This is a genomic window from Gammaproteobacteria bacterium, assembly GCA_033720895.1.
Lineage (GTDB): Bacteria > Pseudomonadota > Gammaproteobacteria > Natronospirales > JAJUFS01 > JAWWBS01.
In genome coordinates this window covers 1-22,326 of the sequence record JAWWBS010000033.1, presented here as the reverse complement: position 1 = coordinate 22,326, position 22,326 = coordinate 1, and the positions used below count along the sequence as shown (strand labels likewise).

The window sequence follows — 22,326 nt, the reverse complement described above, 5'->3', positions numbered from 1 at the left end:
TGTTGATGGCCATGTGATCGAGACCGTTGTGCGAGTGCTCGAACAGGTGAATGGTGTCGTTCGCATCCATGAAGGCCGAGAAGTACAGCAGGGTTCCGATCTCGACATCATCGACGACCTTGATGACGCTCATGTCGGCCACCGAACCGTCCTGGTCATCCAGGCTCGGGTCGATGCGTGCGAACCAGGTGATACCGCCCGAACCGCAGTAGTCACAGTAGGAGGTGGCATCAACCGTACCGCGCTTGTCACGCCAGACGATGTTGACCAGGCCGGTCGAATCGATCATCAGGTTGTACTGCGAAGCATGCGGCTCGTCGATCAGGTCACCCGCGTTGTACAGCGGCGTACCCTCGATCAGAACACTGCCATCAGCTCCATCCAGCATGCCGTAGGACACGCCGCAGTTGTTCAGGGTGCAGTCCTGGAAAACCACGTGGACATTGCCGTCACCATCCAGCGCCATGACGCTGTTGCCGTGGCCGTTCTTGTTCGGCGAAGCCGTCGCCCACGGGTTCGTGCTGGCAGTGACGACCGTGGTGTCGGTTTCGAAGCTCATGTACTGGCCATCCTGGCCCCATGCATGAATGATGTTCGAGCTGTCGACAGCAACCTGCAGGTTTGCCCAGGTACCGGCATCAATCATTGTCTCCGACACTGCCTTGATGGTCGCCGGCGTAGCCGCATCACCGTTCTGGTCGTCCGCAGACGGGTCGATGTGGATGTAGTAGAGGTCCTTCGCACTACGGTCGGTGTAAACCAGTACGACCGTATCCGCCGAGGTGACCGCCAGGTGCGTGTTCACTCGCAGCGACAGCCCGGTGTCCAGCAGCTGGGTTTCGTCGATCAGCACGTTGCCGTCGGCGTCCAGCATCATGTAGGCAACCTGCATGGTGTTCGCCGGCATGCTGCTGTCGATCTCGATGCCCTCGTCGGTGATGGCGTAGGCAATGTGATAATTGCCTGCGGAATCCATGACCATGGTCGGGCGATCGCGAGTAAAGGCACCGTCCGCCTGGATCATCATCATGCCGCCCTGGGCGACACTGGGATCGAGGCCTACGGAGTTTTCGACGGCATCGGAAATTCCGTCGCCGTCTTCATCGGCAGCAATCGCCGGAAGTGCAAAAATCGACATGGCCACGGCCAGCAGCCATGGCAACAGTCGTGCGTTCTTATTGTTCATGAGTATTCCCCTGTAATGACAACGAGATAGCTATTCCAGAGCGGCAGAGCTCCACACCCCCTGCACCGGCGGGCACGTTGCGAGCAACTGATTTTGAAATGAGCCGAGCCCCCTCAACTGGTTAGCAGAGTTTAGCCTGAATTTACGAGATGTGGCGGTTTTGTACTGGTCGGGACGAAATTCAGCAATTTCCTACGCGCCGTTCCGCGGGGCCGGGACGCGTTAGGAGAACTTGCGCGCTGCCCGGATCAACGACGGATGGCCGCGCCCTTGATCTGGGCATGAACCGCCATGCCCGGGACAAGCTGCAGCTGGCGAAGGGACACCTGGCTGACCCGCGCCAGCAGGCTGTGGCCAGCCACCTGCATCTGCACCATGGCCATGCCGCCCGGCATGTCGCGAAGCTCCTGCACTGCAGCAGGGATGATATTGAGGATCGATGACCCGCGGGGCTTTTCCAGCACGATGCTGACGTCGTCGGCGCGTACCCTGAGCCGCATGTCGCCTGCCGGGAGCTCTTCCGGAATGCGCAGCTCGGTATGCTCCAGCATCAGCGAGGTCACGCCAGCGGCGGGATTCCAGCCCTCAGAGCGCACCGGCAGGACCACGCCCGCCATGTCCCCGAAATCGACGGCCAGGTCGATGTCGCCGAAGACGTCCTCCATCGGGCCCGATGCCATGACCCGCCCCTGGCGCAGCAACAGCAGCTGGTCGCACAGGCGCGACACCTCGTTGATGCTGTGGCTGACATAGATGATCGGCACTTTCAGCTCGGCATGCAGGCGATCGAGGTAGGGCAGGATCTCCTGCTTGCGCTGCCGGTCCAGGTTGGCCAGCGGCTCATCCATCAACAACAGGCGCGGTGCCGACAGCAGGGCCCGCCCGATGGATACACGCTGCTGCTCGCCGCCGGAGAGCTGCGCGGGCTTGCGCTCCAGCAAGGGCCCGATGTCCAGCAGCTCGATCACCTCGTCTCGCGTCGTCACCGACTCCCGCGCTCCGCGGCGGCGGGCCCCGTAATCCAGGTTGCGGGCCACCTCGAGATGCGGGAACAGCCGACCCTCCTGGAAGACATAGCCGATCGCGCGCGCGCAGGCGGGTACCCGGATGTTGCCGGCCGTATCCAGCCAGGTATCGCCATTCAGGCGGATATGCCCGCTGGCCCGTGTTTCCAGGCCGGCCAGGCAGCGCAGCAAGGAGGTCTTGCCGCAACCCGAGGGTCCGAATACGCCGAGCACGCCGTGGGCCGGGATGTCGAAGCCGACATCGAGGTCGAAATCCGCCAGTCCCAGCTGGATATCGGCCCGCCCGAGTGCGCCTTGCTGATCACTCATGTCGCCACCTGCGATTGATGGTGTAAAGGGTCAGCATCACAACGAAGGAAAACGCCACCAGGATGGCAGACGTGATATGGGCCGCCTCGTAGTTCAGGGACTCAACATGGTCGTAAATGGCGATCGAGATGACGCGGGTTTCGCCAGGGATGTTGCCACCCACCATCAGCACGACACCGAACTCGCCCAGCGTATGTGCAAAGCCCATGATCAGGGCGGTGAGAAAACCACGTGCCGCCAGCGGCACGGTGACGGTAAAGAAGATGTCGAACCGGCCCGCGCCCAGGGTCGCGGCCGCTTCCTGCAGGCGGGTACCGCTGGCTTCGAAAGCATTCTGGATGGGCTGCACCACGAAAGGCAGGCTGTAGACCATCGATGCAATGACCAGGCCACCGAAGGAAAAGACCAATGCGCTGTCGGTCAGCTCCAGCCACCAGCTGCCAATTGCCCCGGCCGGACCCAGCAGGACCAGCAGGTAGAAGCCGAGCACGGTCGGTGGCAGCACCAGCGGCAAGGCCACCATCGCCTCGATCGGCACCCGCAGCCGCGAGCGGGTACGCGCCAGCCACAGGGCCAGCGGCGTGCCGACAAGCAGCAACAGCAAGGTCGTGACCGCGCCGAGCTTGATCGAGAGGAGCAGCGGCCCGAGGCCGGAAAAGCGGAAAGGCAGGTCTTCAAACATTCAGGGTATCCATCATTCCTCGATCGCGTAGCCGCTGGCAGCGATCAGCGCCTTCGCATCGGCACCGTCCATGTACGCCAGGAATGCGAGCGCCGCCGGATTCTCCACGCCACGCTTGAGCAAGACCATGTCCTGTCGAATCGGATCATGCAGCTCGGCCGGAACTTCCCAGGCGCAACCGTTCTCATGGCGGGGATTCACCAGCCACTGCGACTTGGCGACGAAACCACCCGCCGCCGCCAGCGCATCGACGAACTGCATGGCCTGGGAGATGTTCTCGCCCATCACGGTGCGAGGCGCGTATTGCTCTTCGAGCTCCAGCGCGGCCAGCGTCTGCCTGGCAGCAAGACCATAAGGAGCCGTACGCGGATTGGCCATTGCCACGCGGGCGACGCCCTGTTCGAGCACGGCACGGCAATCGGCGTTTTCATCCCGGGGAACCCAGAAAACCAGCCGCCCCATGGCGTAGGTGCGCTGGCTGTCCGGAACAGCGAAACCTTCCTGAACCAGCAAGGCCGGGCGCTCGGCATCGGCAGCAAGAAAAATGTCGAAGGGCGCACCATTTCGAATCTGGGCGTAATGCTTGCCGGTGGACGCCGCACTCAGGCGCACCGTGTGCCCGCTCTGCTCTTCGAAGCGGTCGGCAAGTTCCGACAGGGTGTCCTTGAAATTGCTCGCCACCGCGACCGAGACCACGCCGGCATTCGTCCCCCACGCCGGCATCAGCAACACCAGCAGCAGTCCCATTCGAACCAGGCCCCTCATCGATATACTCCTTTATCGCCCCGGTGGCAGGCAGTAGACTGGCCCGCTCGGGGGAAGGTTACCCAATTCATAAAGGAAAACACAGCAGTGCCTGACGTCATGCCTGCCGGAAATGGAAAGCCATGGGGCAGCTTCGCCAAGCTGGTCTACGTTCTAGGACTTGCCGTTCTGTTGTTCGCGACCCAGTTGCCCGTGGCGCTTTTTGCCCTGCTCGGCCTGCAGCTGGTGTTGTGGTTCGGCGCTCGCTTGTCGTTCCGGCAATTGCTTCGTACCACCTATCGCCTGCGCTTGTTCTTCCTTTTCATCGTGCTTTCCTATGCTTTCCTGTCGACGCACGGGCAGCTCGCCGATGACTGGCGGTCGATGCAGTTGTTCGGCTTCGAGCCCGCCATCAACCTTGCCGGCATCAAGCTGGCCGGATTGATGTGCCTGCGCGTGCTGGTATTGGTGCTGGCCAGTGGCTGGATGCAACGCAGTGCCGCACCGGGCAGCCTGGTCGGTGCCATGCGCATGCTGCGCCTGCCGGAAACCCTCGCAATTACCGTCGATGCGACACTCGCCTTGCTGGCCGGTGACGATCGCGGCGGCCAGGGTGGCGGCGAGGGTAGTGGCCAGGGCGGTGGCAAGGGAGAAGGCAAGGGCAAGGGCGAGCAACGCCGCGCGAAGAAGACACCGGTCTCCTGGCAGGCCATCCGCCGGGGCGAGCTGGGCAACATTGGCGACATGTTCGACAACGCCCTGTTGCGCGCCGGCGATTACCTGCGAAAGCGCTACCCGGATCTCGGGGAAACCGCATTGCGCGACCTGACCATCGTGCTGGCGGTATCGCTGGCGGTCATGGGACTGAAAGTGTTCCAGGTCCTGCCCGGGCTGCCCATTGCCTCGGGCCACAAGAACATCATCATCGTGCCCTTGCTGCTGTTTGCCGCCAGCGCCACGCATTCGCGCTTCGGCGGCCTGCTGGCCGGCAGTGCCGTCGGCATCGTGTCCTTCCTGCTTGGCTACGGCAAGTACGGGGTGCTGGAAATCGCACATTTCGCGGTGCCCGGCCTGCTGGCCGACCTGCTCGTACCGTTCATGAAGGCGCGCAGTCGACGCTGGCAACTGGCCCAGTTTGCACTGGCCGGCCTGGCACTGGGACTGGGACGATTCACGGCCAACCTGCTGGTGATCATCCTTGCAGGCGCGCCCTTGCCCGCCTTCCTGCTGTTTGCGCCGATGCTGACATCGCAAATGGCATTTGGTGCCTTGAGTTGCTTTGCCAGCATACTCATTGTAAATACGAAGCTGCCACAGAACAGTGTGACGGCAATCCAGGGTGATTCGAAGAACGAGCGAAACACCTGAGCCTTTCATATACACCCCAGGGGGAAATTCGATGTCTGATTTGTTGACCGGTGACGGTCGCACCCATATCAAGAGTGGCTTGATGCAGGAAAGCCTGGTGAGCAAGAAGCTCATCGAGTCGACCGATTCGGCCAACGTCAAGAGCATGGTTCCGGATGTGAACATGCTCTGTATCGGCGGTCGCAGCATCATGGACCGCGGCCGCGAAGCCATCCTGCCGCTGGTCGATGCCATTGCCGAACTGAATGGCTCCTATCGCATGGTGCTCGGCGTCGGTGGCGGCGCGCGTGCACGGCACACCTATTCCATCGGCATCGATCTCGGCCTGCCGATCGGCGGCCTCGCTCGTATCGTTGGCGGCGTCGAAGAGAACAATCGCGACATCCTGCAGTTCCTGCTGGCACCGCACGGGGGCATCACCTTCGTGAAGGATCACTTCCAGGACCTGCAGCTGTTCCTGAACAACGGCATGATCCCGGTCTGCATCGGCCAGCCGCCGTATCACTTCTGGGAACCGCCATCTGTCGAGAAGGGCAAGCTGCCGGACAACGGTCCGGATACCGGCCTGTTCCTGATGGCAGAAGTCATGGGCGCCAAGAACGTCATCTACGTCAAGGACATCGATGGCATCTACGACAAGGATCCGCAGAAGAATCCGGATGCAAAGCGCTTCGACAAGATTCGCGCCAAGGACCTGCTCGACATGAACCTGGCCGACATGCCGATCGAGCGCGAACTGCTCCGATCGCTCGAAAATGCCCGCACCACCCGCTCCATCCAGGTGATCAACGGACTCGACACCGACAACCTGCGAAAGGCGCTGGCCGGAGAAGTCACCGGCACGCTGGTATTCAATGGACGACACGAATTCGCAGGAGGCAAATGACATGACCACCAAGAAAGACGGCAAGATATGGATCGAGGGCATGGACAATGCCCTGCATGAACAATCGATGCACGGCAAGGACATTCACGAGCATTTCGCCAATCGCGAAACCGAGGCCGTGCTGCCGGATGTGTGGATCCTGAAAATCGGTGGCCAGAGCATCATGGATCGCGGCCGCGAAGCGGTCTACCCGATCATCGACGAACTGGTCGAAGCCAAGAACAACGGCGTGAACTTCGTGCTGGGTACTGGCGGTGGCACGCGCGCACGCCACGTCTACTCGCTCGGCCTCGACCTCGAATTGCCGACCGGCATGCTGGCTCGCCTTGGCGCGAGCGTCCCGGTGCAGAATGCCCGCATGCTGCAGGTACTGATGGCCAAGCATGGCGGCATCATGGCTTACCCGGAAGAGCTGGAGAAGCTGCCGTTCTTCCTGAACGCAGGCTGCATTCCGATCACCTCGGGCATGCCGCCCAACGAGTTCTGGGAGAAGTCCCAGGCCGTCGGCCTCATTCCTGCGAACCGGACCGATGCGGGCGTGTTCCTGCTGGCCGAGTTCCTCGGTGCCAAGGGCGTCATTTACATCAAGGACGAAGACGGCCTGTACACGGACGACCCGAAGAAGAACCCGGATGCCAAGTTCATCCCGGAAACGACGGCCACGGAACTGCTGGACAACGGCCAGGACGACCTGATTGTCGAACGCGTGGTGCTGGAGTACATGCAGCGCGCCGACAACATCAAGGAAATCCGCATCGTCAATGGCATGAAGCGCGGCCAGATCACGGCGGCCTTCAACGGCGAGAACGTCGGTACCGTCATTCGTGCCTGATCACGCCTGACCGATACGAAAAGGGCACCCTCGGGTGCCCTTTTTTGTGGCTGTCGCTGGCTGCCAGGCCTGCCCTCATTTCCGCCACTCAATCCAACAACAGGCGAAGCCCGACGATCGCCAGGATGCCAGCAAAACCTTTTTTCAGTTTCTGCTGGTTGATCCGGTGGGCCGCCCGCGCACCCACGGGTGCCATCAGCATCGATGTTGCAGCAATGGTCAGCACCGCCGGCCAGAAGACATAACCCGTGGTCCAGGCCTGTGACAGGTCCGGGGCGAACAGCATGTACCCGAACGCGCCCAGTGATGCGACAAGCACGGTGCAGACGGACGAGGTTGCCACCGACTTTGCCGGCTGGATGCCGCGCGCCATCAACCACGGCACGACCATGACGCCACCGCCCACGCCCGCCAGCGACGCCAGTCCGCCAATGGGCAGCCCGACCACCAGCGAAATGGCTCGGGGCCAGGCCTTCTCGACCTCGGGCAGGCGCTGCAGAAAGAGGTAGACCGCCATCGCCAGCAGGAAGCTGCCGAACCAGATCCGCAAGCCATCGGTCGATACCTGGTCTGCCAGCCAGGCCCCGCCCAGGCTGCCGGCCAGCAGGCCGGGTGCCAGCCACCGCACCTCGACCCAGCGCACCGCGCCGAGACGCACATGGGCCACGGCAGCAGATCCGGAATTGAGGACGATGAATGCCAGCGAAGAACCGAGCGCCAGATGCATGGCGTGACTGGCGGTGGCCGCGTCGGCACTGAACACGAAATACAGCAAGGGCACGACGATCAAGCCACCGCCAATGCCCAGCAGGCCGGCGAGAAAGCCGGCCAATATGCCTGCCAGTAGGAAACCGCCGAAAGTCAGCAAGTCCATGTGTCACGTTCCCGGGAAAGTTCGGCCCATGCTGCCATTGCACCGCGTCGGGGGAAAGCCCGGCAGGCGGAACAAGAAAAAGGCCGATCATCCCTGATCGGCCTTTTCGTTACCTTGCCACCAACCCGACATCCTGTCAGGTATCCGCGCAGGACCCTGGCGGCATGTTCATTGAAGGGGATCAGGGGCCGGCGACACATCCGCATTTGCCTGATATTTCGCCGACACCGCCCCGAGGCCTCGGGGTCATCGGCATGTAGCCCCGCGGTCCTTGTGGCACAATCGGTCAGCAACCCAGTCAGGAGTACTCTGCATGTTCAAGCACGCTCAGCCTCGTCGCATCGTCATTCTTGGCGGGACCGGCTTTGTCGGGCAACGACTGGTATCCGCATTGCATGACGAAGGGCACCGGATCAAGGTACTGAGCCGCAACCGCGAGGCACATCGCGATCTGCTGGTGCTGCCGCAGGTCGAGATCGTCACGGCCAACATCTTCAATCCCGAATCGCTCGCGAAGCATTTCGAACGCGCTGACATCGTCATCAACCTGGTGGGCATTCTCAACGAGTCCGGTCACCGCGGCCGTGGCTTCCAGCGTGCCCATTTCGAACTGACCACCATGGCCGCGAACGCCGCGCGCAAGTCAGGGGCGACGCGCTACCTGCAGATGAGCGCGCTTGGCGCCGATCCGAACGGCCCCAGTCATTACCTGCGCAGCAAGGGAAGGGCCGAGGATTTCCTGATGCAGCAGGCGAAGGATCTCGACGTGACCATCTTCCAGCCGTCGGTGATCTTCGGGCCGGATGACAGTTTCCTGAATCGCTTTGCCGGGCTGCTGAAGATCGCACCCGTGTTTCCGCTGGCCTGCGCCAGCGCCCGCTTCGCTCCCGTCTATGTGGAAGATGTCGTCGCGGCCTTCTGCAGCGCACTGCATGATGCCGACTCCATCGGCCAGCGCTACGAGCTCTGCGGGCCGCGCATCTATACCCTGCGGGAGCTGGTGAGCTATGTCCGTCGCCAGCTTGGCCTGCGCCGGCTGATCCTGCCGTTGCCGAAACCGCTCTCCTGGTTGCAGGCTGCGGTCTTCGAATTCATCCCGGGCAAGCCATTCTCGCTGGACAATTACAACAGCACGAAGACCGACAGCGTCTGCCGCAACAGCGATGGTCTCCGCGCCCTGGGTATCACGCCAACGCCGCTGGAAGGCATCGCCCCTGCCTACCTGCGCAAGCATGTCGACATGCGCAACCGCTATGACGACTATCGCCAGCACGCCCGTCCCGACCGGGACTGAGCCGACACGCCTTGGCTGAGCATTCCGTGGATACCCGCCTGCCCGATGGTGCCCGCCGCTATCTCGTCGGTGGCGTGGTGCGCGACGAACTCCTGGGCCTGCCGGCCCGTGATCGCGACTGGGTGGTGGTCGGCACGACGCCGGAATCCATGCAACGGGCTGGCTTCCTGCCCGTTGGCAAGGACTTCCCGGTGTTCCTGCACCCCGAAACCCGCGAAGAGCATGCGCTGGCAAGGACCGAGCGCAAGACCGCACCGGGCTACAAGGGCTTTGTCTTCCATGCCGATGCCGATGTCACCATCGAGCAGGACCTGGCACGTCGCGACCTGACCATCAACGCCATGGCGCGCGACGAAGACGGCAGCCTGATCGACCCCTTCGACGGCCAGGCCGATATCGACGCGCGCCAGCTGCGCCATGTTTCGGAGGCCTTTGTCGAGGATCCGGTGAGACTGCTGCGCGTGGCAAAATTTGCCGCCCGCCTTGAAGGTTTCACCGTGGCTTCGGATACCCGCGCCGTGCTTGAACACATGGTGGATGGTGGCGAAATCGATGCCCTGGTCCCGGAGCGGGTCTGGCAGGAAATGCACGATGCCCTGCGGGCCTCGAGACCGGGCGCATTTTTCGAAGTTCTCAGGGACTGCGGCGCGCTCAAGAAGCTGTTCCCCGAGGTCGACCGCCTGTTTGGCGTGCCACAACCGGAGAAGTGGCATCCTGAGATCGACACGGGGGTTCATACCTTGATGGTGCTGGAGCAGATAGCCCGACTGACCGATGCGATCGAACCCCGCTTCGCGGCGCTGGCGCATGACTTTGGCAAGGGCACCACGCCACGGCAGCACTGGCCCAGCCACCGCGGCCACGAAGAACGCGGCGTGAAGCTCATCGAAGCATTCTGCCAGCGTTGGCGAGTGCCGAATGACTGCCGGGAACTGGCCGTCCTGGTGTCGCGATGGCATACCCATGTGCACAAGGCCTTCGAAATCCGGCCCGATACCGCCCTGAAAGTGATCGAGGCCGTCGGCGGCTTCCGCCACCCAGGGCGCTTCGAGCAGTTCCTGCTCGCCTGCGAGGCCGACGCCCGCGGCAGGACCGGCCTCGAGGATCGTGATTACCCGCAGGCCGGGCGCTTTCGGCAGGCGCTGGCCGCCGCCGCACCTGTCTCGGCAGCCGATGTATCATCCGACCTGGAAGGCAAAGCCATCGGTGAAGCCATCCGCCACCAGCGCCTCAACGCCATCAAGGGAGTATGGTGATGAACATGCGATTGCTTGCGTTCCTGCTGCTCGTCCTGCCACTCAGCAGCTGGGCCGATCCGCTGAATTACGACTACGTTTACGCGTCCCGCACCGACACCGAGGTCAATGACCAGGAGGCGGATGGCGACACTTTCGGCGGCTTCCTCGAATTCGCCGACCACTTCCACGTAACCCTGTCGAAAGGCGATGCCGGCTGGGGCCCTGCGGGCGCCGAGCAGGAAACCACCCGCTTTGGCATCGGCGCGCAGTACTTCCTGAACGAAAACACCCTGCTCGCACCGACCATCTCGCGCCTGCGGGTGGAAACCGATACACCGGCATTCAGCGCCAGCGAAGATGCCACCGCCGTGCAGCTGGAACTGCGGCACTACCTTGGCGCCGGCTTCGAAGTGCTGGCGGGTTATCGCTATGCGGACTTCGACGCTGGCAGCCAGGATGGCCTGGAAGTCGGCGTCATGTACCACCTTGCAGACTGGGTGGCGATCGGCGCCATTGCACGTGACGAAAATGACGTACGCAGCGAAGAATTGACCATTCGTTTCTACTACTGAGCCAGCACGCGACTGCATGAAAGAGCCCGGCCGATGCCGGGCTTTTTGCTTGTCGTCCGCGCTGGCATCACCAGATGATGACGAACAGAAGCAGGCCCAGCAGCAAGCGGTAGATGACAAAGGGCAGCATGCCGACCTGGGGCAGCCACTTGAGGAAGTAGTGAATGCAGGCATAGGCCGCTGCAAACGACAACAGGCTGCCAAGTACCAGGTCGAGCCAGGCCACCGGTTCGGCGGATTCGAGCAGGCTTTTCGTCTCCAGGCCACCGGCCAGCAAGATGACCGGGATGGACAACAGGAAGGAGAAACGTGCCGCGCCGGCTCGCGTCATGCCGGCCAGCAAACCCGCCGTCATGGTAATGCCCGAGCGAGACGTGCCAGGGATCAATGCCAGCGCCTGGGCCAGGCCGATGAACATGATGATCTTCCAGGTCATGGTGTGCTCGTCGCGGGTTTCGGTGCGACGCGCATCGGCAAACCACAGGAGCAAGGCGAAAACGATGGTTGTCACGGCAATCAACGAGGGCGTGCGGAGCTGCGTGGCAATGAACTCGTGGCCGACCAGCCCGACCAGGCCGACCGGAATGGTGCCGACGATCACGCCCCAGGCCAGGTGACTGTCCGAGCTGTGCCTGCCGACGAGGCTTTTCACCCAGGCAAGGAACAACTGCCTGATCTCGGCACGGAAATACCACATCACGGCGAACAGCGTGCCGACATGCACTGCCACGTCGAACGCCAGCCCCTGGTCCTGCCAGCCGGAAAATGCCGGGAACAGGATCAAGTGTGCCGAACTGGAAATCGGCAGGAACTCGGTCAGTCCCTGCAACAGCGCGAGCAAGATGATCTGCAGAATATCCATGACTCTCCTGTATCAGCTCTCGTGCCGGGTCAGAGCGAGGCGCTCAGGTCCTTGAGACGAAAACCGCTCAGCAAGGGGTCGAGCCCCCGCGACAGGCCCATGACCTTGAAACGATCACCCATCTCGCCGGGCATCACCAGCTTCTGGGCCTGCTGCGACAGCGCGAACCGCTGTTCGTCGCTGGCCGCTTCCTGGCCTGACAGCAACTGGTCGATGCCACCGGCCAGCAGGAACTGTGCCTGCGTCGTGAACCCCATCAGTTCGAGACCATTCGCCAGGCCGGATTCCGCGACAGCCGTGAAGTTCACGAAACTCGTGATGTCCTGCAGGCCTGGATGAAGCAGCACATCCAGGTGCGCGCGGTGGCGGTAATGGCACATCAAGGTGCCACTGCGGCGATCGGGATGGTAGTACTCCGGCCGCGGATAACCGTAATCGATGAACAGGCACAAGCCACGACGCATGGCCGTGGCGACGGCACCGACCAGTGCCGGCAGGCGTGTGGACATCTCGGATTCGTAACCCGGCGGCAAGGCGATATCGAGGTTTGACTGCAGGCGCTCCACGCCCAGCGACAGGTGCTCGCCCGCGGGGACGAAACCGGTCGCCAGCCTGCCTTGCTGTTCATGGACGATCTGTTCCGACACCTGGTCTTCCCCCATGCGGAAGCGCGACACGGGCAAGGCATCCAGCAGCTCGTTGGCCAGCACGACCCCCTCGAAATCGGCGGGAAAGTCATCCAGCCATTCGACCCGGTCCAGCAACTCGGGTACGGCGGCGGCAATCTTTTCTTGCTGGCGATCGCGCAGGTCGGCAGAGATGTCGAGTATGAAGTAGCGGCCGGGCAGGCTGCCCCTGGCATTCAGCTCCAGCAGGATGTCGGCCGCCATGACCCCCGAGCCGGCACCGACCTCCAGCACATCGCCGCTGCCCATGACCTGCAACACTTCTTCGACCTGGCCGGCAAGCACCCGTGAGAAAAGCGGCGAGACTTCCGGCGCGGTAATGAAATCACCCTCGATGCCGAACTTGCGGGCACCTGCCGTGTAGTAACCGAGACCGGGCGCATAGAGAACGGCATCCATGTACTCGTCGAAGGGCAGCTGCCCGTCTGCCGCGGCGATACGCCGACGGATTTCCTCGACGACGCGCTCGGAGTGCGCCTGCGCTTCAGGTCCTGGTTGCGGAAAGTCCTCGATGCGGGTCATTGCCTTGAACGATCCAGTCGTCGATTTGCCGGGGTGCGTACCTGGCACGAGTATACATGGCGGAACTGCACGACAGGCCCGTGCCGGCAAGATTCTGCCCCGGGCTGGATTCCGGTATGGTGAGCATCACACGCCTGTTCGGAGCCCTGCATGAACCAGACAGAAAGCAGTGACCGCGTTGCCCTGGTCACCGGTGCCGCGCGCCGGATAGGCGCAGCCATTGTCCGCGAACTCCACGCAGCCGGCTGGCAGGTCGTCATCCATTGCCGTTCTTCGCGCGACGAGGCAGACGCCCTGGCAAGCGAGCTGAACGAACTGCGCGCAGGCTCGGCCAAGGTCGTGACCGCCGACCTGCTGAATACCGACAGCTTGCCGGGACTGGTTGCCGCAACGCTCGGGCATTTCGGACGCCTGGACCTGCTGGTCAACAACGCGTCGTCGTTCTACCCGACACCCGTGGGCAAGATCACGGAATCGGACTGGCAGGACCTGCTGGGCAGCAATCTCAAGGCGCCGGTCTTTCTCGTGCAGGCTGCCCGCGAGGCCTTGCGCGATGCATCCGGCAGCATCGTCAACATCATCGACATGAACATCGACCGCCCGATTGCCGACCACCCGGTCTATCTCGCGGCCAAGGGCGGCCTGGCCACCCTGACCCGGGCGCTCGCCAGGGACCTGGCCCCTGCGATTCGCGTCAATGGTGTCTCACCCGGTGCCATCCTCTGGCCGGAGTCGGGGCTGGACGCGCAAGCGCAGCAGGCCATCGTCGACGCAACGCCGCTGGCACGCACCGGCGCGCCCGAGGACATTGCCCGGGCGGTTCGGTTTTTTGCGGAAAATGCGTTCGTTACCGGCCAGGTACTGGCCGTGGATGGCGGACGCGGCCTGTAGCCAGGCCGCCCGCTCCCTGGCGCCTAGCGAACGCCACCCAGCGTCAGGTCCCAGCCATCACGGTAGCTCGACGTCGAGAGGTCCGGCGTTGCGGCTGGCGTCGGCACACCTGGCTTGGTCACCGTCGGCGAGCAGCTGGCATTCTCGATGTAATACAGCGCCTCGGCAATGGAACCCTCGGTGGCACTGCCCAGCTGTTCGGTCAGGTCGTCATCGGCCGCACAGGTCGGCACGATGCCGGCGTAGTATTCGCCCTCGCCCAGTGAGTTGACGGTCTCGAACGAGACAGCCCGCAGACGATTGGTACAGATATCCGCAGCTTCCTGCCCGACCGGCTTGCCGTAACTCGTGCTGCCCACCGTCGCCACGTCGATGTAGGGCCTGAGGCTGTTGATCACCAGCTCGCTCGCGGATGCCGTACCGCCGGTCGTGATCGCCACCAGCTGTTCGATCGGCAGGCCGTCGGCGGCAGTGGCAATACCGGTGTTGTAGTTCTCGCTGCTGCGCTTGTCATTGAAACGAGTCGTCGACCACAGCTTGCCGGAATGTGCGCCACCGGCAATCAGGTTGCCGAGGTGATTGGCAACCGAGACCAGTCCGCCACCGTTGTACCTGAGGTCGAGAATCAGCCGCGTCACACCATCGGCAGCCAGTTGCTGGAACGCCGTGTTGAGCTCTTCCGTGGACGGCGTCAGGAAAGAGCGGAAATAGATGTAGCCGACCTTCAGGCCCGCTGCATCCATCGTGGTCGTGTAGCTGACGGTCGGGATGGTGACATTGTCCTTGGCGACCGTAATGACTTCTTCCACACCGCCGACGTGACGGATGGTCAGGTCGACCTCGTAACCGACCTCGCGCGGGCCATAGGGACCCGGGTCCTCGGAGAACGCGTCCGTATCTAGCAAGGTGCGGATCGACACGCCATCGATCGCGATGATCGTGTCACCTCGCACCAGGCCGGCGGCGTCCGCCGGACTGCCCGGGAACACTTCGCGCATCTGGTAACCATCCGCTGTCGCAAACGGCCCGTTCAGCTGGCTGCTGAAACCGAAGCCGATGTAACCGGCATTGTTCAGCGCGGCATTCTCGGCCTCAATGGTTGTCACGTAACTGTACGGGAAGGTCTTGCCACGACTGGTAATCGCGTCATTCACCGAATCGGTCACGAAGGTGTTCAATGCCGCCAGCTGATCACCCTCGGCGTAGGCGCTGGTGTCCAGGTCGGGAATTTCGTCATACCAGAGATAGTTTGCATCCAGCTCCGACTTGACGAGATTGAGCTGGTATTCGGTACCACAAACGGCAAGGCGCTCCTCGGCTTCCTTGGAGCCGCCGCCGTCACCACCACCGCCGCCGCAGGCTGCGAGCGTTGCAGTGGCAAGGACGAGAAGGACAGATGCGCGGTTGAACATTGGAAGCTCCTTGCCCGGAGGCAGGTGTATTTACTGTATTAGGTGGATTTCAGGGCGGTAAATATTTCAGAAATGGAAATCGATTGCGAGGAGTTCGTTCCCGGTTTTGTCAAATTCCTGCCAGTGGCTGGCGAGCGGCCTGCCGGTCTCCGGGTGGAGCCGCCCGGCCGCAAGCTCGACCAGCGGCGCCAGCACGAAGGCATACTTCAGGATCTCGTTGCGCGGAAGCCGGAGATCCGGGGTATCCATGACGAGATCGCCATACAACAGCAGGTCGAGATCGATGGTGCGGGGGGAAAACCGCGGCGATGCCTGGTCACGGCCGCCATCACGCTCGATGCCGTCAAGCGCCTGGTCGACCGCCTCCACCGACTCCCGGGTCCTGAATCCCACGACCAGGTTAAGGAAATCATCACCATCGAAGCCGACCGCGGCAGTCTGGTACACGGTGGATATCCGCAGCTCGCCAAAACGTTGCTGCAAGGCCTCGACCGCAAATCGCACATGGCGCTCCGGCTCGACATTGCTGCCGATGCTGACAAACACCTCGACCATCAGCGGCTCCGCTGGATCTTCACGCCGACATCTCGCGCGATGCTGACCGCGCCGGTCTTGTTCAAGGTCAGGCTGACCTCCTCGACCGGGAATTCGTCGAGAATCAACTGCGCGATTTTCTCGGCCAGGGTCTCAACCAGGTCGAAGCGCGACTCGCGGGCAAACTCGTCGACCCGGTGGGACACCGCCTTGTAATCGAGCGTGTCCTTGATGTCATCGCTGGCCGACGCCTTGCGAATGTCGAAACCCATGTCGATATCGAGGCGGATTTCCTGTTTGATGCGCTTTTCCCACGCGAACACGCCAACGACGACGGGAATGCGCAAGTCTCGAATGAATACCTGGTCCATGCCTGCTCCAGCGTTCAGGGTGCGGCGAGTTCGTCCAGCGGCCAGCGGGCCACGGCGTCGATTCGCAGATCATCAGACTGACCGGCAGCCAGTCGCGCGGCGCCAGCATACGCGATCATGGCGCCATTGTCGGTGCAGAACTCCGGTCGCGGGAAGTACACGCGGCCATTGCGGGCCTCGAGCGCAGCCTGCAATTGCTCGCGCAGGCGCCGGTTGGCGCCCACGCCACCCGCCACCACCAGTGCATCCAGGCCGGTTTGATCCAGCGCCAGCCGCGCCTTGATCGCCAGGGTGTCGACCACGGCATCTTCGAAACAACGCGCCAGGTCGGCACGGTCCTTGTCCGTCACGTCAGCCAGCTTCTGCAACTGCACCAGCACGGCGGTCTTCAGGCCGGAAAAGCTGAAATCCAGGCCCGGCTCCTGGCCCTTTCTCTTCCTGGTCATCGGCCGCGGGAACTGGAAGCGCGCCGGATCACCTTGCTCTGCCAGTTTCGCCAGCGCCGCACCACCCGGGTAACCCAGCCCCAGCAGCTTGGCCGTCTTGTCGAAGGCCTCGCCGGCGGCATCGTCGATGGTTTCACCCAGCAATTCGTATTGCCCCACGCCATCGACCCGCATGATCTGGGTATGGCCGCCGGACACCAGCAGGGCGAGGAAGGGAAAATCCGGGTGCTCGTCTTCCAGCATCGGTGCCAGCAGGTGCCCTTCCAGGTGATGGACACCCACCGCCGGTACGCCCCAGGCCCAGGCCAGCGAGCGCGCCAGGCTGGCGCCCACCAGCAGCGCGCCAATCAGGCCGGGACCGGCGGTGAAGGCCACGCCATCGATGTCCTCGCGGGTCAGGCCCGCCTCGTCCAGCGCCTCCCTTATAAGAGGTGTGAGCTTGCGGATATGGTCGCGGGAAGCGAGCTCCGGCACGACGCCGCCGTACTCGGCATGCATGGCAACCTGTGAATACAGGGCATGGGCGCGCAGGCCGGCCTCGGTGTCGTAGATCGCCGCTGCCGTCTCGTCGCAGGATGTCTCGATGCCCAGGACCCGCATTTCTGCTCCTCGTATGGCCTCTTGCCGGTATTTCCTGACCGGCGGGGAAGCCCCGCCGACAGGGCCGAATTGTTGCATTTTCCGAGCGATGTGCCTATTATTCGCGCCCTTGCCCGCTGACTCCGGGCAAAATCCAATCAAAAGTGAGGTGAGATTTCACATGCCGAGCGTACGAGTCAAAGAGAACGAACCGTTTGAGGTTGCCCTGCGCCGTTTCAAGCGCTCCTGCGAGAAGGCTGGCGTGCTGACGGAAGTCCGTCGCCGCGAGTTCTACGAAAAGCCGACCCAGGAACGCAAGCGCAAGCAGGCGGCCGCCGTTAAGCGCCACATGAAGAAGCTGTCGCGCGAAACGGCCCGGCGTACTCGCCTGTACTGATTCCCTCCTTTACGGGAAGGTTTCCGACACCGGGCTCGCGACAGCGAGTCCGGTGTTTTAGTTTCTGAACCCTATTGCTGATGGAAAACGACATGTCCCTGAAAGAAACCATTCTCAATGACGTGAAGACGGCCATGAAGGCCGGTGAAAAGGACAAGCTGGGCGTGCTGCGCATGCTGACGGCTGCCATCAAACAGCGCGAAGTGGACGAGCGTATCGAGCTCGACGACACCCAGGTGCTGGCGATCGTCGAGAAGTCGATCAAGCAGCGCAAGGAATCCATCAAGCAGTACGTCGACGGTGGTCGCCAGGAACTGGCCGACAAGGAACAGGCCGAGATCGACATCCTGCAGCCCTACCTGCCCGAGCAACTGTCCGCAGAAGAACTCGGCAAGCTGGTCGACGAGGCGATCGCCGCTTCCGGCGCCAGCGAAATGAAGGACATGGGCAAGGTCATGGGCCAGCTCAAGCCGAAGATCCAGGGCAAGGCCGACATGGGCGACGTCTCGGCGATGGTGAAGGCCAAGCTGGGCTAGACTGTCAGCCTCAAACCTGGCCGGGGAACGCGGTTGATACCTCAAAGCTTCATTGATGACCTGGTGAATCGCGTCGATATCGTCGAAGTTATCGATGCGCGCGTCCCGCTGAAAAAGGCGGGCCGTGAATACACGGCCTGCTGCCCCTTCCATAACGAAAAGACGCCCTCCTTCTACGTCAGCCCGGCGAAACAGTTCTACCACTGCTTCGGTTGCGGCGCGCACGGCACGGCCATCGGTTTCCTGATGGAATACGAGCGCCTCGAGTTTCCCGATGCCATCCGCGCGCTGGCCGAGCAGATCGGTGTCGAGGTGCCTTCGGACAGCGGCGGTGACGATCGCAAGCGCGACAAGTCGCTGTTCGACCTGATGGAACACGCCGCCGGCTTCTACCGCAAGCAGCTGAAAGCCAATCCGCGCGCCATCGACTACCTCAAGGGTCGGGGCCTGTCTGGCGAGATTGCCGCCGACTTCGGACTTGGCTACGCACCCGATGACTGGGAAGGCGTGCTGAACTACCTGCGAGAACGGGGTTACCGCAAGGAACAGTTCATCGCCACCGGCATGGGGATCGAGGGCAACAAGCCGCAACCCTTCGATCGCTTCCGGGACCGCATCATGTTCCCGATCCGCGATCGCCGCGGTCGCGTCATTGCCTTCGGCGGTCGCGTGCTGGACAAGGGCGAACCCAAGTACATGAACTCGCCCGAGACCGAGCTCTTCCACAAGGGTCGCGAACTATACGGCCTGTGGGAAGCGAAGCAGGCGAATCGCGAAATCGAGCGCCTGCTGGTGGTCGAGGGCTACATGGATGTTGTCGCGCTGGCACAGAACGACATCCGCTATGCCGTCGCCACGCTGGGCACGGCGACAACACCCGAACACCTGGATCGCATCTTCCGTGCCACCAATGAGGTGGTGTTCTGCTTCGACGGCGACAAGGCCGGACAGCGTGCAGCCTGGCGGGCACTGGAAAACTCGCTCGGCAGCATCAAGGGGGGGCGCCAGATCCGCTTCCTGTTCCTGCCCGAAGGCGAGGATCCGGACACCCTGGTCCGCCAGGAAGGCAAGGATGCGTTCGAGGCGCGGGTAGCCAGGGCCGACACCCTGAGCGAGTACCTGCTGAACGAACTGTTCTCGCGCATCGATCCTTCACGCGAAGACGAGCTGACCCGGGTTGTCGACATGGCCGATCCGCTGATCGACAGCGTGGCCGACCCGATTGCCAAGGAACTGCTGTTCTCGCAATTGAAACGCCGGCTTGGCCGCTTTGGCGAACGCCTGGCGCTGTCAGCCGGCAGCCTGGCCGAGCAGCTCCCGACCCACCGACCGGTGCAGATGAAGCTCACGCCCATGCGCCGGGCCATCGCCATCCTGCTGAACCGGCCGGACCTGGCGGCGCGAGCTGACCAGTTCCGCGAGGACCTGGCTGAATTGGACGTCCAGGGCATCGACGTGCTGCTGGAACTGGTGGAATTCCTGAGCGAGCGGCCGAAAATCACCATGGGCGGCATCCTGGAAGCCTGGCGTGACCGGCCACTGGGCCCGGCCCTGGGCAAGCTGGCTGCGCTGGACCTTGAGGTTCCGGCCGAGCTGATGCAGTCCGAATTTGAACATATCCTTGAAAATCAGCTACTTGGAAGCGTCAAGGAACGCCGCGGCGCGCGGCGCCTGGCCGAGTTGCAGGTCAAAAAGCCCTCGGAGCTCTCAGAGGCAGAGAAGGCCGAACTCAGGGCCCTCCTGGGTGTCAGAAACACTTGATTTGGCTGGAAAAACACCACCCCCGCCGCTATACTGTCGTGTTCCATCTGCTTGGCTATTAGCCCGCTTCAAACCTGAGGAATCCGCCGCAGAAATTCACACTGCGACGCGGGGCAGGTTCGGTCCGGCGACTATATTCAGGGCAGGCCGGTAGCGGATGGCTAGACGGGCGGACGGCGCTATGGCGCCGGAGCACGCCGTGAACCCTGGCTGCCAGGCAGCCGTTGCGAGGAAGAATGGAATTTTATGAACGCTGATCGTCAGTCACAGATCAAGGCCCTCATTGCCGTCGGCAAGGAGAAGGGTTACCTGACCTACGCGGAAGTGAATGATCACCTGCCGGACGATATCGTCGATCCGGAACAGATCGAAGACATCATCTCGATGATCAACGACATGGGCATCACTGTCCATGAGCAGGCGCCGGACGCCGATACCCTGATCCTTTCCGACAATGCCGTCTCCAGCGACGATGACGATGCCGAAGAAGCGGCAGCGGCACTTGCTTCCGTGGATTCGGAATTCGGTCGCACCACCGACCCGGTGCGCATGTACATGCGCGAGATGGGTACGGTCGAGCTGCTGACCCGTGAGGGCGAGATCCGGATTGCCAAGCGCATCGAGGAAGGCCTGAACCAGGTCAGCATCTGCCTGTCGCAGTTTCCGCAGTCCATCGAGTTCCTGCTCCGCGAGTTTGCCGAGTTCGAGGCAGAGAATACCCGTCTCGCCGACATCATCGCCGGATTCATCGACCCTAACCGCGATGACGAACCCGCGCGCCCGGCGAATGCCGGCAACGCCGACAACAGCAACAATGGCAGCAACGCCAAGTCCGACTCGAATGACGACGATGATTCGGATGACGATGATGATTCCGACAACAACGCCAACGAAGGCCCGGATCCGGAAGAAGCCAAGCGGATCTTCGGCGAGATCGGCAAGCTCCATTCGAAGCACCTCAAGTCGCTGAAGAAGAATGGCGCCCAGCACAAGACGTCCTTGAAGCACCAGGAAGCCATCACCGCGCTGTTCATGCAGCTCAAGCTGACGCCGCGGATGGTCGACCTGATGACGATCAACCTGCGCATGACCATCGAGCGCATCCGCGAGCAGGAACGCGCCATCATGGCCATCTGCATCGAAGATGCCGACATGCCGCGCAAGGACTTCATCACCTCCTTCCCGGATAACGAGACGAATCCGAAGTGGGCGGAAAAGCAGATCAAGGCAAAGAAGAAGTGGTCTTCCAAGCTGGCCGAGTTCCAGGACGATATCGAACGCCTGCAGAACCGACTGGTTTCCATTGAAGATGAAACCTGGCTGACCATTCCTGAAATCAAGAACATCAACCGCGAGATGTCGATTGGCGAAGCCAAGGCGCGTCGTGCCAAGAAGGAAATGGTCGAGGCCAACCTTCGCCTGGTGATCTCGATTGCCAAGAAGTACACCAACCGCGGCCTGCAGTTCCTGGACCTTATCCAGGAAGGCAACATCGGCCTGATGAAGGCGGTCGACAAGTTCGAATACCGTCGTGGTTACAAGTTCTCGACCTATGCCACCTGGTGGATTCGCCAGGCCATCACGCGTTCGATCGCCGACCAGGCGCGCACCATCCGCATCCCGGTGCACATGATCGAAACCATCAACAAGCTGAATCGCATTTCGCGACAGATGCTGCAGGAGATGGGTCGCGAGGCCACGCCTGACGAACTGGCCATCCGCATGGAAATGCCGGAAGACAAGGTTCGCAAGGTGCTGAAGATCGCCAAGGAACCGATTTCCATGGAGACGCCGATCGGTGACGATGAAGATTCGCACCTTGGCGACTTCATCGAGGACCAGAACGTCGATTCTCCGATCGACTCGGCCACCTCGGAAGGTCTCAAGGAAACCACCGACTTCGTGCTCGCCGGCCTGACGCCGCGTGAAGCCAAGGTCCTGCGCATGCGCTTCGGTATCGACATGAATACCGACCACACGCTGGAAGAAGTCGGCAAGCAGTTCGACGTGACTCGCGAGCGCATTCGCCAGATCGAGGCGAAGGCACTGCGCAAGCTGCGTCACCCGACGCGTTCGGAACAGCTGCGCAGCTTCCTCGACGACTGACAGGAACTCCGCTCCGTACATGAAAAGCCCCTCTCCCGAGGGGCTTTTTTCGCACATGACAGTGCACCTGGCTCGGAATTCGGTGATGCCAGGGTGGTCGGACGTCACCCGCATCGCTATCATTAGCGCCCTGCGCGGGCCCATAGCTCAATTGGTTAGAGCAGAGGACTCATAATCCTTTGGTTCCAGGTTCGAGTCCTGGTGGGCCCACCA

Annotated in this window: 22 protein-coding genes and 1 tRNA gene; 12 read left to right on the top strand and 11 right to left on the bottom strand. The window is 62.3% G+C overall.

Features of this window, described 5'->3' with window-relative positions:
- From R3217_06395 to modA, 4 genes are all read right to left on the bottom strand, one after another.
- On the bottom strand, nt 1-1,186 hold a 1,186-nt coding region (locus tag R3217_06395; protein ID MDX1455065.1), incomplete at its 3' end, for a hypothetical protein.
- Between the two features lie 248 nt (nt 1,187-1,434).
- Nucleotides 1,435-2,520, bottom strand: coding sequence for a molybdenum ABC transporter ATP-binding protein (gene modC, locus R3217_06390; protein ID MDX1455064.1), 1,086 nt, complete (start codon nt 2,518-2,520; stop codon nt 1,435-1,437).
- A complete protein-coding gene (modB, locus tag R3217_06385) occupies nt 2,513-3,202 on the bottom strand; it encodes a molybdate ABC transporter permease subunit (GenBank protein MDX1455063.1) in 690 nt (229 codons plus the stop codon). Before modB ends, modC begins: the two co-directional genes overlap by 8 nt.
- Before the next feature lie 12 nt (nt 3,203-3,214).
- Nucleotides 3,215-3,967: a molybdate ABC transporter substrate-binding protein gene (gene modA / locus R3217_06380; protein MDX1455062.1), complete on the bottom strand. Its 753-nt coding sequence runs from the start codon at nt 3,965-3,967 to the stop codon at nt 3,215-3,217.
- A gap of 87 nt (nt 3,968-4,054) precedes the next feature.
- Here modA and R3217_06375 point away from each other — a divergent pair, with 87 nt between their 5' ends.
- The 3 genes from R3217_06375 to R3217_06365 are packed head-to-tail and all read left to right on the top strand — an operon-like array spanning nt 4,055 to nt 7,032.
- A complete protein-coding gene (locus tag R3217_06375; protein MDX1455061.1) occupies nt 4,055-5,314 on the top strand; it encodes an energy-coupling factor transporter transmembrane component T in 1,260 nt (419 codons plus the stop codon).
- Between the two features lie 31 nt (nt 5,315-5,345).
- A complete protein-coding gene (locus R3217_06370) occupies nt 5,346-6,200 on the top strand; it encodes a uridine kinase (GenBank protein ID MDX1455060.1) in 855 nt (284 codons plus the stop codon).
- A gap of 1 nt (nt 6,201) precedes the next feature.
- Nucleotides 6,202-7,032 carry a uridine kinase gene (locus tag R3217_06365; GenBank protein ID MDX1455059.1) on the top strand — a complete coding sequence of 277 codons (831 nt, stop codon included), beginning with the start codon at nt 6,202-6,204 and terminating at the stop codon, nt 7,030-7,032.
- Nucleotides 7,033-7,120: 88 nt separating this feature from the next.
- Here the strand turns inward: R3217_06365 and R3217_06360 are convergent, their stop codons facing one another.
- Nucleotides 7,121-7,906 (bottom strand): sulfite exporter TauE/SafE family protein, encoded by a 786-nt coding sequence (locus R3217_06360; protein MDX1455058.1) that lies wholly within the window; start codon nt 7,904-7,906, stop codon nt 7,121-7,123.
- A gap of 313 nt (nt 7,907-8,219) precedes the next feature.
- Between R3217_06360 and R3217_06355 the strand changes: the two genes are divergently transcribed.
- Genes R3217_06355 through R3217_06345 form a run of 3 tightly spaced genes read left to right on the top strand, consistent with a single transcriptional unit; the run spans nt 8,220 to nt 11,010 of the window.
- Nucleotides 8,220-9,200: a complex I NDUFA9 subunit family protein gene (locus R3217_06355; GenBank protein ID MDX1455057.1), complete on the top strand. Its 981-nt coding sequence runs from the start codon at nt 8,220-8,222 to the stop codon at nt 9,198-9,200.
- Nucleotides 9,201-9,211: 11 nt separating this feature from the next.
- Nucleotides 9,212-10,456 carry a multifunctional CCA addition/repair protein gene (locus R3217_06350; protein ID MDX1455056.1) on the top strand — a complete coding sequence of 415 codons (1,245 nt, stop codon included), beginning with the start codon at nt 9,212-9,214 and terminating at the stop codon, nt 10,454-10,456.
- Complete coding sequence (locus R3217_06345; protein ID MDX1455055.1) at nt 10,456-11,010, top strand: hypothetical protein; 555 nt, start codon at nt 10,456-10,458, stop codon at nt 11,008-11,010. Before R3217_06350 ends, R3217_06345 begins: the two co-directional genes overlap by 1 nt.
- A 67-nt stretch (nt 11,011-11,077) precedes the next feature.
- Here the strand turns inward: R3217_06345 and R3217_06340 are convergent, their stop codons facing one another.
- Together R3217_06340 and R3217_06335 are read right to left on the bottom strand one after the other, a co-directional pair.
- Nucleotides 11,078-11,872 carry an undecaprenyl-diphosphate phosphatase gene (locus R3217_06340; protein MDX1455054.1) on the bottom strand — a complete coding sequence of 265 codons (795 nt, stop codon included), beginning with the start codon at nt 11,870-11,872 and terminating at the stop codon, nt 11,078-11,080.
- Between the two features lie 29 nt (nt 11,873-11,901).
- Nucleotides 11,902-13,080 carry an SAM-dependent methyltransferase gene (locus R3217_06335; protein MDX1455053.1) on the bottom strand — a complete coding sequence of 393 codons (1,179 nt, stop codon included), beginning with the start codon at nt 13,078-13,080 and terminating at the stop codon, nt 11,902-11,904.
- Nucleotides 13,081-13,230: 150 nt separating this feature from the next.
- Here R3217_06335 and R3217_06330 point away from each other — a divergent pair, with 150 nt between their 5' ends.
- Nucleotides 13,231-13,971: a pteridine reductase gene (locus tag R3217_06330; protein ID MDX1455052.1), complete on the top strand. Its 741-nt coding sequence runs from the start codon at nt 13,231-13,233 to the stop codon at nt 13,969-13,971.
- A gap of 23 nt (nt 13,972-13,994) precedes the next feature.
- Here the strand turns inward: R3217_06330 and R3217_06325 are convergent, their stop codons facing one another.
- From R3217_06325 to tsaD, 4 genes are all read right to left on the bottom strand, one after another.
- Complete coding sequence (locus R3217_06325) at nt 13,995-15,383, bottom strand: S41 family peptidase (GenBank protein ID MDX1455051.1); 1,389 nt, start codon at nt 15,381-15,383, stop codon at nt 13,995-13,997.
- Between the two features lie 66 nt (nt 15,384-15,449).
- Complete coding sequence (gene folK, locus R3217_06320) at nt 15,450-15,938, bottom strand: 2-amino-4-hydroxy-6-hydroxymethyldihydropteridine diphosphokinase (protein ID MDX1455050.1); 489 nt, start codon at nt 15,936-15,938, stop codon at nt 15,450-15,452.
- Complete coding sequence (gene folB / locus R3217_06315) at nt 15,938-16,288, bottom strand: dihydroneopterin aldolase (protein ID MDX1455049.1); 351 nt, start codon at nt 16,286-16,288, stop codon at nt 15,938-15,940. The genes folK and folB overlap by 1 nt, the downstream gene beginning before the upstream one ends.
- Nucleotides 16,289-16,302: 14 nt before the next feature.
- On the bottom strand, nt 16,303-17,334 hold the full coding sequence (gene tsaD / locus R3217_06310; protein MDX1455048.1) for a tRNA (adenosine(37)-N6)-threonylcarbamoyltransferase complex transferase subunit TsaD: 1,032 nt from the start codon (nt 17,332-17,334) through the stop codon (nt 16,303-16,305).
- A 160-nt stretch (nt 17,335-17,494) separates the two neighbouring features.
- On the opposite strand from tsaD, the gene rpsU reads away from it, so the two are divergent.
- The 5 genes from rpsU to R3217_06285 all read left to right on the top strand — a co-directional run bounded on the left by rpsU (nt 17,495) and on the right by R3217_06285 (nt 22,326).
- Nucleotides 17,495-17,710 (top strand): 30S ribosomal protein S21, encoded by a 216-nt coding sequence (gene rpsU, locus R3217_06305; GenBank protein MDX1455047.1) that lies wholly within the window; start codon nt 17,495-17,497, stop codon nt 17,708-17,710.
- 92 nt (nt 17,711-17,802) lie between these two features.
- Nucleotides 17,803-18,246, top strand: coding sequence for a GatB/YqeY domain-containing protein (locus R3217_06300; protein MDX1455046.1), 444 nt, complete (start codon nt 17,803-17,805; stop codon nt 18,244-18,246).
- 33 nt (nt 18,247-18,279) lie between these two features.
- Nucleotides 18,280-20,007: a DNA primase gene (gene dnaG / locus R3217_06295; GenBank protein ID MDX1455045.1), complete on the top strand. Its 1,728-nt coding sequence runs from the start codon at nt 18,280-18,282 to the stop codon at nt 20,005-20,007.
- A gap of 246 nt (nt 20,008-20,253) precedes the next feature.
- Nucleotides 20,254-22,113, top strand: a complete 1,860-nt coding sequence (gene rpoD, locus R3217_06290; GenBank protein ID MDX1455044.1) for an RNA polymerase sigma factor RpoD — start codon at nt 20,254-20,256, stop codon at nt 22,111-22,113.
- A 136-nt stretch (nt 22,114-22,249) separates the two neighbouring features.
- Nucleotides 22,250-22,326: transfer RNA gene (locus R3217_06285), tRNA-Ile, on the top strand.